We start from the raw sequence: 12829 nt of genomic DNA, 5'->3' as shown, positions 1-12829 counted from the left end.
CCACGCGGGTGTGGTCTTGTTGGAACATCATTGTTGTTCGGAGAATGTTCATGCTGCGCACCACTATTATCGTTTGCGGGATTCTGTTGGGCCTGCTCGTCGCCGCCATTCTGATCGCCAGCAACCAGAGCAACGTACTGGCGGGCTTGCGCTATGTCATCGCCAATCCTTGGGGCATCGTCACCCTGCTGGATCTCAGTGTGGGTCTGCTGTTCATCGCGGTCTGGCTAGCATTGGTGGAACCGAATCGGTGGCGGGCGGCGGCATGGATCGCAGCGCTGTTCATTCTTGGCAACGTGGTTACACTGGCTTATCTGCTATCGCGGACTTGCCAGGCGCAGCGTTTGTCCGATCTGTTTCTGCCATCCCGTCCCAGCGAGCGGCGATAATCAATAAGAGTGGCATTGCCAGCGTCCATACCCCGGCCACCGCGATCAAACTGGCGAGGGGTTCAGCGAACGACACCCCGCCCAGCTTTGCCCCACCATAGTAGGCCAGTGGTCCCGCCACTGCGCCCAGCAGCGCCGCCAGTCCCAACCGGGGTTTCAACCAGCGCAGCGAGACATTGCAGGTGGTAGCGAACGCCATCCACATCGCCACCATCCAGTAGGGAGCGAAGTGCCGATGAAGCTGCCCGGATGGAAATTGCAGCAGCCCCATTCCGGTTAGCAACGAATCAGCGATAAAGCCCAGCAGGCCACTTAGCACTATCAATACTGCTTCTGTTGATGGTCGTGCCGCCCGGTAGAGATGCAGCGCGATGATAGCGGCAGTGACCCCTACGCCGAGCCAGGGCCAGCCGTGCGCTCCACCCAGCACACAGGCAAACCAGCCGATTTGGAACGCGATGAAATTCAGAAACATGGCTTGCTACCTATCGGTTTTCGACCTAGCCGCAGGAGCGGGTTTTAGCCCGCGAACATCACGGCCTGAAGGCCGCTGCCACCCTCGATTTTCCGTCAATTACCCGCTTGAATCTTGAATCTGATAGAGGATTGGGGAATTTCGCTTCAAACCAGCACCGGGGTCAACGGTTCGCGCCGGCACTGTGGTTTGGTCAGCAGCAGTTGCACGGTGCCAATCGCCCGCTCGCGGAAACCGCCTTCGCAATAGCACAGATAGTATTCCCACATGCGGATAAAGGTGTCCGGGAACCCGAGCGCCCGCACCCGATCCAGATTGCCCAGGAACCGCTCCCGCCAATGGCTGAGCGTAGTGGCGTAGTGAGCGCCGATGTCTTCCAGATGGAAGACGCGCAGATCCGTCACCCGACCCAGCGTTTCGGCAATGGCAGTCAGTGACGGCAGGAAACCGCCGGGGAAGATGTAATGCCGGATGAAATCCACTTCGTTCCGGTATTGCGCGTACTTTTGATCGGCGACGGTAATTGCCTGCAACAACATCATGCCGTGCGGCTTGAGCAATTGGGCGCAGGTACGGAAATAGGTGTTGAGATGCCGTTCTCCGACGGCTTCGATCATCTCGATGGACACCAGCTTGTCGAAACTACCGTGCAGGTCGCGATAATCCTGACACAACACCGTGACCCGTTCCTCCAGCCCCGCCTCCCGTACCCGGTTGCAAGCCAGTTGATATTGTTCTTGGGAAATGGTGGTGGTGGTAACCCGGCAACCGTAGTGTTGCGCGGCGTACAGGGCAAACCCGCCCCAGCCAGCGCCAATTTCCAGCAGATGATCGCCCGGATTCAATTCCAGTTTGCGGCAAACACGGTCCATCTTTGCGACGGACGCTTCCCGTAATCCGGTGTCCGGCGTCGGGAAGATCGCTGCGGAATACATCAGGGTATCGTCGAGGAACAGCCGGTAGAATTCATTACCGAGATCGTAATGGGCGGCGATATTGGCGCGACTGCCCCCCCGGTTGTTGTCGCGGCGGGCGTACCACAGCCGAAACAGCGGCATCATCAGCCGGGTCAGACCCTTCTCTAGTTCTGACAGCGCGTCCTGATTCAGCACAAAAATTCGCACTAGCGCGGGTAAATCATCGCAGGACCACTCGCCGGCCATGTAACCCTCGCCGACGCCGATGCTGCCGCGCAAGGCCAGCCGCTGATACGCATTCGGATCATGGATGGTGACGGTAGCGCGGAGCGGACAGCTCGCACTCACTTGGCCGAAGGCATGGTTGCCATCGGTATCGGCAACCGTCACGCAGCCGTGGATCAGCTTTTGCAACCGCTGAAACACTGCACGGCGCAGCCAGCGGTCAGCCCGGCGGGAGGGGGTTGGAGCGGGTGACAAACCGAGAGGGGACGACAAAATGGATTCTTGCTGCATGAGTTTAATTCTCCGCAGGGTTGCCGGGTGTCGGAGGCGGCGGGAATAGCGGAATGCGTTTCCACAGTAGTCGCACCGCTTCCCAATAAATAGCCGCGATCACTTTCAAAGTCATCCATGGGAAGCGAATCAGTACCCCCGCCATGCTCCGACCTCCAAGGGGTTGGCGACGCAAGCTGAGAGTGGCGTCGAGCAGGCGGGACTGGCCCTTGAACACGTCCAGATGCACCGCCAGATGCGGCCCCGGCGCGGTGGAATGCCAGCCGTAGCGCAAGTCCATCGGCAGGAACGGCGAAACATGCATCGCTTTCTGAAATTCGGCCTGCTGCTTGCCGCCAGTTTGCCCGGCCACGTCGAGCACGTAACCGATGCGCTCGCCCCATGGGGTGTTGGTGACTTCGGCAACCAGCGTATCAATCTGCGCACCGTCAGGAGTGAAGCAGTAGTAGACGCTGATCGGGTTGATGCAGTAGCCGAAATAGCGCAAATGCGTCAGCAGCCGAATCGGCCCTTGCGGACGACGGCCGGTTTGCTTTTCCGCCAGATCGCGTACATAGGCATCCAATGGCAGGTTGGGATCGCCGAAATGATCGCGGCGGCGGAACCAGGCCAGCGCCGGTCGGCTCGCCGACCACAGCCAGCGGCCTTTGAACACCGTGTCTAGTTCCGCCAGATCGAGGTAGACCATGAACAGCTTGTAGCGGAACTGGTGCGGGCGTGGGGAAAAGCGCCGGTGAGCGACATGACCCACATAGAGGGAACTGTGCAAACGGATTTCCTCCTCCGGGCGCAAGAAATTTGTCTAAAAATATTGTACATAACTTTTACATCATTGTTGGTCCGTGTACAAGACCTATTCAAAACTTTGTGTAAACCTGCCAATGGTACATCGCATCAAGCCTGATAAACTGATCCTGTCCACTGCGAGGATGACCGATATGCTCAAGTTCTACCTGAAGAAACACTATCTCCAGATTGAATATCTTATGCGTCTAGCCAAGATTCACGCTGGTCAGCACTTGGCCCATGAGCATCAACGGATATCACTATGAACGCCATACTCTTGGAAATTCCAGCCGATGCCTTGCCAACACCTGCTGATCCGCCCGAGTTGTTTATCACCGAAGCCCGTTTTCTGCTGGCCTTAAAGCTCTTTGAGCTGGGTCGGGTTTCGTCGGGCAAAGCGGGACGCATCTGCGGCATGGGACGAGTCGAGTTCCTGCTGGCCGCCAGTCGTGCTGGAACCCCGGTCGTCAACCTGACAGCTGATGAGATGGAGGGTGAGTTTTCCTGGGATGAATAAGCGCACCGTCATCAATGCTGGACCTTTGGTCGCTCTGTCGCTGCTGGAAAGGTTGGATCTGCTGCCCGCGCTGTTTCGGGAATTCTGGATTCCCGCCCCGGTTTATGCAGAAGTCATCATCGCCGGACTGGGCCGTCCCGGCGCGGCTGACCTGAGTGCGCCACAATGGGTGGCGCATATTCGCCAAGGGCCGGAGCCAGACCCTCTGCTGGTGGCGGAACTCGATCCGGGAGAAGCATCCGTCATCGCGCTCGCCCGCACCTTGCTGCCTTGCACGGTGATCATTGACGAACGGCGTGGTCGTCGTATCGCACACCAGATTTATGGCTTGCCGGTCAAGGGTACGGCGGGTCTGCTGGCAGAAGCGAGACGGCGTGGATTAGTCGGCGATCTCCGCCCGATGCTTTATCAACTCAAGGCGGCTGGCTACTTTCTTGCTGATTCGGTCATCGACGCTGCTTGCGAAGCGGCAGAAGACCCCGATTAGACTTGCCAACACCGCCAACAAAAACGGCGACCCGCAGGCCACCGTTTCAACTGCTTCAGAAATGCTGACAATCAGGCCCGCCGACGACGCCGGCTAAAGCCCAGACCGGTCAAACAAACGGCTGGGTAAAATTGCTCTACAACAAGCCGTTTTACGCTGCCTCTCAGTATCGGTAGCCTGCTCACGCCGCCGCCCGCCGTTCCAGCAAACCCTGCCCGACCACCAGCCCACTGTTCACTCCATCCTCGTGGAAGCCGTAGCTCCAATAAGCGCCGCAATACCAGGTGCGGTTAACCCCGCTGATTTCATCGCGGCGGGCCTGCGCCCGGACTCCGGCCTCGGTGAACACCGGATGATGATAAGTCGTGCGGTAGAGAATCCGCGCCGGGTCAATCGCCTCGCTGCGATTGAGCGTGAGGCAAAAGATCTCCGGCGCATCCAAGCCTTGGAGAAGGTTCATGTCATAAGTCACCGCCACCCGGTTTTGCGATTGCAGCGGCAGATGATAATTCCAGGCCGCCCAGGCTAATTTTCGGCGCGGCAGCAGTCGAATATCGGTATGCAGCACCGCTTCATTTTCCTGATAGGGAATCGCACCAAGAATCTCCCGCTCCTTCACGGTCGAGTCAGCCAGCAGGCGCAACGCCTGATCACTGTGGGTGGCGAACACCACTTCATCAAAGTGTTCCAGCGGGCCGTGTTTCGGCTTGATTTGGACCTGGTTCGGAGTGCGGCGCACCCACTCCACCGGGCAGTTCAGGCGGATGCGGTCGCGGAACGGCGCGGTCAGGTGTTCGACGTAGTTGCGCGATCCACCCTGAATGACACGCCATTGCGGTCGGTCGCTGACGCTCAACAGACCGTGATTTTTGAAGAACTGGACAAAGAACCGCGCCGGCATTTCACTCATCAGCGCCGGTTCTGCCGACCAGATCGCCGCTGCCATCGGCAGAATGTACTGTTCGGTGAATTCCCGACTGTAGGCCCGTTCCCGCAGATAAGCGTTGAGACTGATCGCACTGTGGTCGTTCACCTCCAACAGCGCCGGCGCTTCGCGATTAAACCGCAGGATGTCGCGGATCATCCGGTGAAACGAGGGCCGGAACAGGTTGCGACGCTGGGCGAACAGGGTGTTGAGATTCTCGCCGTTGTATTCCAGCCCGGTCCGCTCGCAACGGACGCTGAAACTCATTAGCGTTGGCTGCGAAGCCACGCCCAGTTGCTCCAGCAGATGGATAAAGTTGGGATACGTCCAGTCGTTGAATACGATGAAGCCGGTATCCACCGCGTAGTACTGGCCCTGTACATCCACGTCTACAGTATGGGTATGGCCGCCGATGTAGTCGTTGGCCTCGAACAAGGTGAGATCGTGTTCGCGATGCAGTTGCCAAGCGGCGGTCAGCCCGCTGATGCCCGTGCCAATAATGGCGATTTTCATGAGAAATCCCTCTAAAGGCGGTTTTTAATCATGCGAATCACGCTACCTAGCAGATGCACCCGTTCATAAATAAACGCGCCCATATCGAAATAATCATGGTGATAAAGCACTTTGCCGTCGGCGCTGAACTTGAGATGGCTGACGCCGCGCAAATCCAGCATTTCGCCGCGCCGGAACCGGCGGTGCTGGAAGCGCATGATCCACACCAGCATGGCCTGCGAGCCGTCGTTTACCTCGCTCTCGAACTCAAACCGGCACGACACCACCCCTTGATACAGCCGACCGTAGTAGTCGCGCAGTGCCGGCAGACCATTGAGTTCATGCACCGGATCGCGGAAAACCACCTCGGGCGTGTAAATCTCCTCCAGCAAGTTTAAGGTGCTGGCGTTTAATTGATTGAATACAGTCTTGAAATGATCCAGTGATCCCGACATCGGTTTGTCCTCCTGTGTACGGGCAGCTTGTCTGAAAATATTAGACATAATTTGTACATCACTGCTAGAATTTGTACAAGGTATATTCAATAAGTTAATAACTACAACCGAGGACAACAGCATGGCAGCGATTGCATTATTGACCGGAGCCAGTGGTGGAGTGGGGCAAGCGTTGGCTGCGGAATTGCGCCGGGAAGGCTGGACCGTGGCGCTGGTGGGCCGGAGTCTGGAACGGTTGCAAGCGATTTACGGGGCAGATGCCTTGTGCATTGAGGCCGATGTGTCCACCCCGGAAGGGGCGCAGTTTGCGTTGGAGCAGTGTCAGCGAGAAATCGGTTTACCGACGGCGTTGGCGCATTGCGCCGGGACCACCTTGTTATCGCCGCTACACCGGACTACGCCTGAACTGTATCGAAGCTGTCTGCGTGCCAATCTCGACAGCGCTTTCTTCATGCTGAGCGCATTCGTAGAAGGGCTGCGACAGGCACGGGAGCCGGGCGCGGCGGTACTGGTGTCATCGGTGGTCGCCCGGATCGGGGTTGCCAATCACGAAGCGATAGCCATCGCCAAAGCGGGAGTCGAGGGTTTGGTACGTTCAGCGGCGGCCACCTATGCGCCGTCGCGCATTCGGATCAACGCAGTCGCGCCCGGCATTATGGATACGCCGGCGGTGGCGCGGATCATCGGCAGTGAAGCCAGTCGTGCCGGAGCTGCCCGGCAATATCCGCTGCCCGGTATCGGCGATCCGGTGGATTTAGCGCGGCTGATGGCATGGCTGTTGTCCGACAAAGCCGGCTGGATCACCGGGCAGGTGTGGGCGATGGACGGCGGTTTTTCCAGCATAAGGCCGCTGGTGAAGTAGCCAGCGCGAATAGCGGCTATGCCCGATCTAACAAGCGCCGGTATAGCCCGGCCACTGTTTCGGCCACCGGCCCGATGCCAAACCGCTTCCGTAATGCGGCTGCGCCTGCCGTGCCGAGAGATTGGCGTTGGGCCGGATCGCGATGCAACTCCCGCAGCGCCGCCGCCAGTTTCACCGGATCGTTGGGCGGAACCAACAGCCCATGTCCCGCCTGCCTCACCACCCAGCCGGTTCCCGATCCGGGAATATCACTGACGATCACCGGCTTGCCAAACCGCATCGCTTCCAGCAGCACCACTCCAAACGCTTCGGCGCGATCCAGGGATGGCAGACAGAGCACGTCGCAACTGGACCACAAGGTGTTGAGGTCAGCATCGTCCTGAAAGCCCAGCAACCGAACCCGGTCGGTCAATCCGAGGGACTGGATCAACGCCTCCAGCCGTTGCCGCTGTTCACCAGCGCCTGCAATCAGCGCCCGGCTATGCCCTCCCAGTTCAGCGGTAGCCCGAATTAACACGTCGTGACCCTTGTAATAGGTCATCCGTCCAATCGCCAACACCCGAAAATCGGCATCACCCCACTGCGCTGCTGCGCGTGCGCGTGCTGCCGGTTCGGGATCGGCAACGCGGCTGGGATCAAGGCCAAGCGGAATAACGTGGCAGCGTTCGCGCCAAGGAGCCAAGGCAGTGCTGGCGTCCAGATAGGGCGGCGATGTCACGATCACCGCCTGGCTGATGGCGAGCAGCCGTTGTTCCAGTGGCCGATACAGGCGGTAGGCGAGGCCCAGTCCACGATCCAGTGGGGTGGCGACTACATCGGCGTGCCAGTGAATCACCCACGGTAGCCGACGGGCGGCGGGAACCGCCAGCGCCCAGAAGGCTGAGGTATTCGGCAGGTGCAAATGCAACAAGTCGGGCTGGAACTCGCGGATCGCCCGCGCCAGCCAGAAGGGGAACGCGGGACTGACCGGGGCATACAGCAGCCGACCATAGCAAGGCGCACGGTAGATCGGGAGAACACTACCCGACACAGGAAGCAGACCAGCCCGACGCGGCTGCTCGTCATGCACCAGCGCCGCCACTGTGACACCTTGGGTATGGAGGGCCGGCAGCAGATCGGCCATGAAATTTTCCATCCCGCCGGCGAAGGGTGGGTAGTATTTACCAAGGTGCAGGACGCGCATGACGACCGGACTCAGGTTGCGTCCGGGGGTTTGGAACCGGACAGCGGTGGAGAACCGGCGGGATCCAGTGTTGCGGGCGCTTGCGCTTCCAGCATCGCCAGCCGCTGCGTCAAGCGGCGAATCAGCCGTTCCTGCCGGGAGCGTTCCACGTCCATGGTCAGAATCTTGACCAGCAGCAGGCCGAACCCCAGCACGATGGCTAAAATCGGTGGATAACTGACCCCCAGTATCACCGCCAACCGGTCAAACAGCCGTGGAAACAGGCCGAGTACCGCAACGGTAGCCGCTGCGCCGATCCACCAGATGGCATAGGGTCCGTGCAGGTGATCGCGCCGGACCAGCAACAGGATGATGGCGGCGAGGCTGATCCCGATAGCCATCGAGGTGATTTGGTAAGTGATCATCAGTGGGATATTAGTCTTCGTCAGCAGGCGGTAGATGGTTATAGCCGACCCGGGCGATGCAGAGCAGGCTGGTTTGCAGCATATACTTTCCCACCACCCACCAGGAGCGAAACACCTTGGAGGCACCCAGGGTGCGCGGCTGCATCGCCACCGGCACCTCGACGGTGCGCAAGCCCTTGCGGCGCAAAATCAGCAACACCCCGACATCCTGATAATCAAGCAGGCTGGCTTCGCGGGAGGCAAGCACACTCATGGCCGCATGATTGTAAGCGCGAAAGCCGGAGGTGATGTCTTCCAGTTTCAGGCCGGTGAGCCAGCGGAAGTAGGCCCAGGCGAATTGTCGGGCGCGGCTGGCACGTTCGGGGAATGCGCCGATGACGACATCGGCTGCCCCGACCGCCAAGGGTTGAAACAGCGTGCCCATGTCTTCGGGTTCGTGCTGGCCGTCGGCGTCGAGAGTCACCGCCGTGCGATAGCCTTGGCGCAGGGCGTAACGTAATCCGGTCTGGATCGCCCCCCAAGCACCGAGTTGCAACGTCAGCGGGAGTACGGTGGCCCCGGCATGGCGGGCCACCAGAGCAGTGGCGTCGCTACTGCAATCGTCAATCACCACCACCGGGCAGTGCCAAAGTCGCCGCACCTGGTCGACGATAGCGCCGACGGTGGCTTGTTCGTTATGGGCCGGGATCAGAACGAGAGTATTTCTGGATAGAGGCATGGATCGGTTACTGCGCTATCAGTAACTCGTTGATAGTTAAATTTAATTTTGTCATGTCATTTCATCCGGCGTCCTGGTTTAGCGCGTGATCTTTCCCGCATTTTGACACACCCCCCTTAAGTTGTAATCGCTCCAATCGCTTACAACCCGGATCACCCGACTGGTGCGAACGCCGTGGGAAACGCAGCGATCCCGATAGGAAGCTGCTAAAATGCGCCGCATTTTTACACTGCGTCTTTAATTTTTCACCTGCACATTCCCTGCGGGTGAATTAAAACCGAGGAATACCCGAATGCCACGTCCTTATAACTTCAGTGCGGGTCCCGCCATGTTGCCCGAGGCGGTTCTGGAACAGGCCAAGGCCGAGATGCTGGATTGGCGCGGTTCCGGCATGGCGGTGATGGAAATGAGTCATCGCGGCAAGGAGTTCGTCGCCATCGCCGAACAGGCCGAGGCCGACCTGCGCGAGCTGATGAACATCCCCGCTAATTACAAGATGCTGTTTCTACAAGGCGGCGCGTCCAGCCAGTTCGCTGCGATTCCGATGAATCTGCTGCGCGGCAAGACCAAGGCGGATTATCTCAACACCGGCATGTGGTCGAAAAAAGCCATCTCCGAGGCCAGGAAATACGCTCAGGTCAATGTGGTCGCCAGTTCCGAGGCGGGTAACTTTACCACCGTCCCGGCCCGCGAGACCTGGAAATGCGACCCCGAAGCCGCCTATCTGCACTACACGCCGAACGAGACCATCAACGGCGTCGAGATGCACACGGTTCCTGATGTGGCGGTACCGCTGGCGGCGGACCTGTCGTCTACCTTGTTGTCGCGTCCGCTGGATGTCAGCAAATTCGGCGTCATCTACGCCGGCGCACAGAAGAACATTGGCCCCGCCGGTCTGACCATTGTTATTGTCCGCGAGGATTTGATCGGCCAGACCATCGCCGGCACGCCGACTATGCTCGACTATGCGGTCATGGCTAAGGAAGGGTCGATGTACAACACCCCGCCGACCTATGCCTGGTACATCGCGGGGCTGGTGTTTCAGTGGCTGAAAACGCAGGGTGGATTGGCGGTGATTGGAGAATGCAACCGCGCCAAGGCCGAACTGCTGTACCGAACCATTGATGAATCCGGTTTCTACAAGAATCCGGTCGATCCTGCCTACCGCTCGTGGATGAACGTACCGTTCACCCTGCCCGATGAAGCGCTAGATAAGCCGTTCCTGGCCGAGGCCAAAACTGCGGGTCTGCTGACTCTGGCCGGCCACCGCTCGGTCGGCGGGATGCGCGCCAGCATCTACAATGCAGTGCCACTGGCCGGGGTCAAGGCGCTGGTGGACTTCATGGCCGATTTCCAGAAGCGGCACGGCTAAAGACTTTTCCCCGCAAATCCCGCCCTGGACGTTTGCGTCCGGGGTGTTTCTTTTTTCAGGCCCGTGGTTAACCCGTCATGTACAAAATCCTTACTCTCAACAACATCAGCGTTTCCGGTCTGGAACGCCTGCCTCGCGACTGCTATGAGATCGCTTCCGAAATCCAGAATCCCGATGCGGTACTGCTGCGTTCCTACGCCATGCACGACTGGCCGGTTCCGGCCAGCCTCAAGGCGGTGGGCCGCGCCGGCGCGGGCGTCAACAATATCCCGGTGACAGCGATGACCGCCAAGGGCATTTGCGTGTTCAACGCGCCCGGCGCCAACGCCAATGCAGTTAAGGAACTGGTGATCGCTGGCATGTTAATGGCTGCGCGCAACATCTGTCCGGCCTGGGATTACACCCGCAAGCTCCAGGGCACTGACGCTGAATTGTCCAAGCAGGTCGAGTCCGGCAAGAAACAGTTTGTCGGCATTGAACTGCCCAACCGTACCTTGGGCGTGATCGGGCTGGGTGCGATTGGGGTCAAGGTCGCCAATGCCGCCCGTGCGCTGGGGATGCGGGTGATCGGCTATGACCCGCACATCACCGTCAGCAACGCCTGGCAGCTTTCCTCACAGGTCGAGCAGGTGTTGAGCGTCAACGAGATGGCCGCGCAGGCCGATTTCATCACTTTGCATGTCCCGCTGAATGACGCCACCCGCCAGTTGATCAACGCGCAATTGCTCAAGCACAGCAAAGCCGGTTTAACCCTGCTGAATTTCTCGCGTGAGGGCGTAGCAGACGAAGAGGCATTATTCGAGGCGTTGCAGGCCGGCAAGCTCAGGACCTACGTTTGCGATTTCCCCACCAACCGGCTCAAGGATCATCCACGAGTCATCATGCTGCCGCATCTGGGTGCGTCCACCGCCGAGGCTGAGGACAATTGTGCGATCATGGTGGCCGACCAAGTGCGCGAGTATCTGGAAAACGGCACGGTTCACAACTCCGTCAACTTCCCGGAAGTGGCGATGCCGCGCAACGGCGGGCCGCGTCTGGTCATCGTGAACGCCAACGTCCCGCACATGATCGAGCGGATTTCCAAGGCGATTTCCACCGCCGGTATCAACATTCTGGATTTGTTGAACAAGTCGCGGGGCGAGATTGCCTGCACTGTGGTGGATACCGCCGCGCCGGTAACCTCTGAGGTAGTGGCGCAGATCGCTGATGTGCAGGGTGTATTGAGCGTGCGAGCGTTGTAGGCAGCTATCAATAAACTTCCCTTCCCGGTTGACGGGAGGGGAACCGCTGGGTTTTCAGATGTTGGATGCGACGCTCAGGCAGTTTTTGTGGTGGCGATGTCGAGATACGCCAGCCAATAGCGGGATAAATCGCTTACGCACTCAACCCGAGTCATCAGCGTAGCCATGTCGGTTTTGAGGCGCTCGATTTCAGGCAGCAGCGCGGTCAGTTCAAAGGCCAGTTCGCTGAGTTGTCGGCTGTAATTGGCGGCGGTAATGGCGACCCGGGTCGTCAGCAGGCGGATCCGCAGATACAGAAGGTCGCCCGGCGCGGTCGTATGACGCTTGTAATGCATCTCGTAGGCTTCCGGCGTTACATCCTTCTTGCCCAGTAAATAGGCCTCCAGCCCTTCCACCCGTGACAACATCATGCCCAGATGATTCTGGGTAGAGGTTCGATGCGCCAACGGTTCCAGCAGGGCTAACCGCTCTTCCAGCCCGCGCCGCCGTTCCTGAATATCCGCCCGCAGCCGATCAATCTCACAATCGGCTTCCACCAGTCCCTGGCTCAGATCGTGAACTTCGGTCTCAACCTCGTCGAGAAACTCACGAAGCTGATCGGACAGAATCCGCTCCAGCGTCAGGGTAACGAACCGCTCCCAGAGGGTGTCGGTCTGGGCGCGCAACTGTTCGAGGTGCTGGCGCAGACCTCCGATGATCTCCCTGGTCTCCCGCGATCTACGCTCATGCCTGATCCGATCCTGGGCGCTCCAGATTTGCGCCAGTTGCTCTTCTTCCTTCAGCACATACGATGCGCCGATGAGCGTACCGTCTTCGCCTTCAGGGATTGGGGTCTCCACGCCGTGAATCTCCGGGGGTGCGGCTGGTCAGTTTAGTCCAGGTAAGTCCAACCGTCGGGGCAATCATGGTTCAGCTCGTGGATGTCATACACGCACAAATCCTCATTGGGCAGCTTGGGAAATAATTGCTGAGCCTTGCTTTCGGCCTGCTGTTCGTTCTCAGCCTGAATCAGGGCCACGTTAAGCAATTTATCGGAGCTGGGGTCTTCTACCACGACGAGATAAGGTCTCATGAATATGCCTCCACGGTT

General features: G+C 59.0%; 16 protein-coding genes. 6 read left to right on the top strand and 10 right to left on the bottom strand.

Translation table 11 applies throughout. From position 1 onward, the window contains the following. The first annotated feature begins 50 nt into the window (after positions 1-50). A complete protein-coding gene (locus BN874_RS09015; RefSeq protein ID WP_051497622.1) occupies positions 51-389 on the top strand; it encodes a DUF1475 family protein in 339 nt (112 codons plus the stop codon). Here BN874_RS09015 and BN874_RS23440 read toward each other — a convergent pair. The 3 genes from BN874_RS23440 to BN874_RS09000 all read right to left on the bottom strand — a co-directional run bounded on the left by BN874_RS23440 (position 301) and on the right by BN874_RS09000 (position 3066). Continuing rightward, entirely contained in the window at positions 301-864 is a 564-nt protein-coding gene (locus BN874_RS23440; RefSeq protein ID WP_034432215.1) for a DUF2878 domain-containing protein, read from the bottom strand. The two genes, BN874_RS09015 and BN874_RS23440, sit on opposite strands and share 89 nt — an antisense overlap. A 146-nt stretch (positions 865-1010) precedes the next feature. Next, positions 1011-2297: an SAM-dependent methyltransferase gene (locus tag BN874_RS09005; protein ID WP_034432212.1), complete on the bottom strand. Its 1287-nt coding sequence runs from the start codon at positions 2295-2297 to the stop codon at positions 1011-1013. Between the two features lie 4 nt (positions 2298-2301). Beyond that, the gene (locus BN874_RS09000; protein WP_081756260.1) at positions 2302-3066 is read right to left on the bottom strand and encodes a DUF1365 domain-containing protein; all 765 of its coding nucleotides are present in this window, start codon (positions 3064-3066) and stop codon (positions 2302-2304) included. A 279-nt stretch (positions 3067-3345) separates the two neighbouring features. Between BN874_RS09000 and BN874_RS08995 the strand changes: the two genes are divergently transcribed. Continuing rightward, positions 3346-3600 (top strand): UPF0175 family protein, encoded by a 255-nt coding sequence (locus tag BN874_RS08995; protein ID WP_034432206.1) that lies wholly within the window; start codon positions 3346-3348, stop codon positions 3598-3600. Further along, the gene (locus BN874_RS08990; protein ID WP_034432204.1) at positions 3593-4087 is read left to right on the top strand and encodes a PIN domain-containing protein; all 495 of its coding nucleotides are present in this window, start codon (positions 3593-3595) and stop codon (positions 4085-4087) included. Before BN874_RS08995 ends, BN874_RS08990 begins: the two co-directional genes overlap by 8 nt. Positions 4088-4268: 181 nt before the next feature. On the opposite strand, the gene BN874_RS08985 is transcribed toward BN874_RS08990, so the two are convergent. Together BN874_RS08985 and BN874_RS08980 are read right to left on the bottom strand one after the other, a co-directional pair. After that, positions 4269-5525 carry an NAD(P)/FAD-dependent oxidoreductase gene (locus tag BN874_RS08985; protein WP_034432202.1) on the bottom strand — a complete coding sequence of 419 codons (1257 nt, stop codon included), beginning with the start codon at positions 5523-5525 and terminating at the stop codon, positions 4269-4271. Between the two features lie 11 nt (positions 5526-5536). Further along, positions 5537-5959, bottom strand: coding sequence for a nuclear transport factor 2 family protein (locus tag BN874_RS08980; protein WP_034432200.1), 423 nt, complete (start codon positions 5957-5959; stop codon positions 5537-5539). A gap of 121 nt (positions 5960-6080) precedes the next feature. Between BN874_RS08980 and BN874_RS08975 the strand changes: the two genes are divergently transcribed. Next, complete coding sequence (locus BN874_RS08975) at positions 6081-6821, top strand: SDR family NAD(P)-dependent oxidoreductase (RefSeq protein WP_034432198.1); 741 nt, start codon at positions 6081-6083, stop codon at positions 6819-6821. A 16-nt stretch (positions 6822-6837) separates the two neighbouring features. Here the strand turns inward: BN874_RS08975 and BN874_RS08970 are convergent, their stop codons facing one another. From BN874_RS08970 to BN874_RS08960, 3 genes are read right to left on the bottom strand one after another with little or no spacing between them, the layout of a single operon-like run. Further along, positions 6838-8004, bottom strand: a complete 1167-nt coding sequence (locus BN874_RS08970) for a glycosyltransferase (RefSeq protein ID WP_034432195.1) — start codon at positions 8002-8004, stop codon at positions 6838-6840. A gap of 11 nt (positions 8005-8015) precedes the next feature. Continuing rightward, complete coding sequence (locus BN874_RS08965; RefSeq protein ID WP_034432193.1) at positions 8016-8408, bottom strand: DUF2304 domain-containing protein; 393 nt, start codon at positions 8406-8408, stop codon at positions 8016-8018. A 10-nt stretch (positions 8409-8418) separates the two neighbouring features. After that, positions 8419-9126: a glycosyltransferase family 2 protein gene (locus tag BN874_RS08960; RefSeq protein ID WP_034432191.1), complete on the bottom strand. Its 708-nt coding sequence runs from the start codon at positions 9124-9126 to the stop codon at positions 8419-8421. A 292-nt stretch (positions 9127-9418) separates the two neighbouring features. On the opposite strand from BN874_RS08960, the gene serC reads away from it, so the two are divergent. Then, a complete protein-coding gene (serC, locus tag BN874_RS08955) occupies positions 9419-10498 on the top strand; it encodes a 3-phosphoserine/phosphohydroxythreonine transaminase (RefSeq protein WP_034432189.1) in 1080 nt (359 codons plus the stop codon). 77 nt (positions 10499-10575) lie between these two features. Continuing rightward, positions 10576-11739, top strand: coding sequence for a 3-phosphoglycerate dehydrogenase family protein (locus tag BN874_RS08950; RefSeq protein WP_034432187.1), 1164 nt, complete (start codon positions 10576-10578; stop codon positions 11737-11739). Positions 11740-11813: 74 nt separating this feature from the next. On the opposite strand, the gene BN874_RS08945 is transcribed toward BN874_RS08950, so the two are convergent. Beyond that, positions 11814-12578 carry a coiled-coil domain-containing protein gene (locus BN874_RS08945; protein WP_034432185.1) on the bottom strand — a complete coding sequence of 255 codons (765 nt, stop codon included), beginning with the start codon at positions 12576-12578 and terminating at the stop codon, positions 11814-11816. Positions 12579-12610: 32 nt separating this feature from the next. Next, positions 12611-12811, bottom strand: coding sequence for a hypothetical protein (locus BN874_RS08940; protein WP_034432183.1), 201 nt, complete (start codon positions 12809-12811; stop codon positions 12611-12613). Positions 12812-12829 lie beyond the last annotated feature (18 nt).

Source organism: Candidatus Contendobacter odensis Run_B_J11, assembly GCF_000531125.1.
In the GTDB taxonomy this organism is placed as follows: Bacteria; Pseudomonadota; Gammaproteobacteria; order Competibacterales; family Competibacteraceae; genus Contendibacter; species Contendibacter odensensis.
Note: the sequence above shows the minus strand (reverse complement) of the source record. Positions and strands in the feature narration are given on the sequence as shown.

What these genes read in the sequence shown, in the direction of transcription:
- BN874_RS08990 (WP_034432204.1), top strand. Translation starts at nt 3,593, where the DNA reads ATGAATAAGCGCACCGTCATCAATGCTGGACCTTTGGTCGCTCTGTCG.
- BN874_RS09005 (WP_034432212.1), bottom strand. Translation starts at nt 2,297, where the DNA reads ATGCAGCAAGAATCCATTTTGTCGTCCCCTCTCGGTTTGTCACCCGCT.
- BN874_RS09015 (WP_051497622.1), top strand. Translation starts at nt 51, where the DNA reads ATGCTGCGCACCACTATTATCGTTTGCGGGATTCTGTTGGGCCTGCTC.
- BN874_RS08970 (WP_034432195.1), bottom strand. Translation starts at nt 8,004, where the DNA reads ATGCGCGTCCTGCACCTTGGTAAATACTACCCACCCTTCGCCGGCGGG.
- serC (WP_034432189.1), top strand. Translation starts at nt 9,419, where the DNA reads ATGCCACGTCCTTATAACTTCAGTGCGGGTCCCGCCATGTTGCCCGAG.
- BN874_RS08975 (WP_034432198.1), top strand. Translation starts at nt 6,081, where the DNA reads ATGGCAGCGATTGCATTATTGACCGGAGCCAGTGGTGGAGTGGGGCAA.
- BN874_RS08985 (WP_034432202.1), bottom strand. Translation starts at nt 5,525, where the DNA reads ATGAAAATCGCCATTATTGGCACGGGCATCAGCGGGCTGACCGCCGCT.
- BN874_RS08980 (WP_034432200.1), bottom strand. Translation starts at nt 5,959, where the DNA reads ATGTCGGGATCACTGGATCATTTCAAGACTGTATTCAATCAATTAAAC.
- BN874_RS23440 (WP_034432215.1), bottom strand. Translation starts at nt 864, where the DNA reads ATGTTTCTGAATTTCATCGCGTTCCAAATCGGCTGGTTTGCCTGTGTG.
- BN874_RS08950 (WP_034432187.1), top strand. Translation starts at nt 10,576, where the DNA reads ATGTACAAAATCCTTACTCTCAACAACATCAGCGTTTCCGGTCTGGAA.
- BN874_RS08965 (WP_034432193.1), bottom strand. Translation starts at nt 8,408, where the DNA reads ATGATCACTTACCAAATCACCTCGATGGCTATCGGGATCAGCCTCGCC.
- BN874_RS08995 (WP_034432206.1), top strand. Translation starts at nt 3,346, where the DNA reads ATGAACGCCATACTCTTGGAAATTCCAGCCGATGCCTTGCCAACACCT.
- BN874_RS08940 (WP_034432183.1), bottom strand. Translation starts at nt 12,811, where the DNA reads ATGAGACCTTATCTCGTCGTGGTAGAAGACCCCAGCTCCGATAAATTG.
- BN874_RS08960 (WP_034432191.1), bottom strand. Translation starts at nt 9,126, where the DNA reads ATGCCTCTATCCAGAAATACTCTCGTTCTGATCCCGGCCCATAACGAA.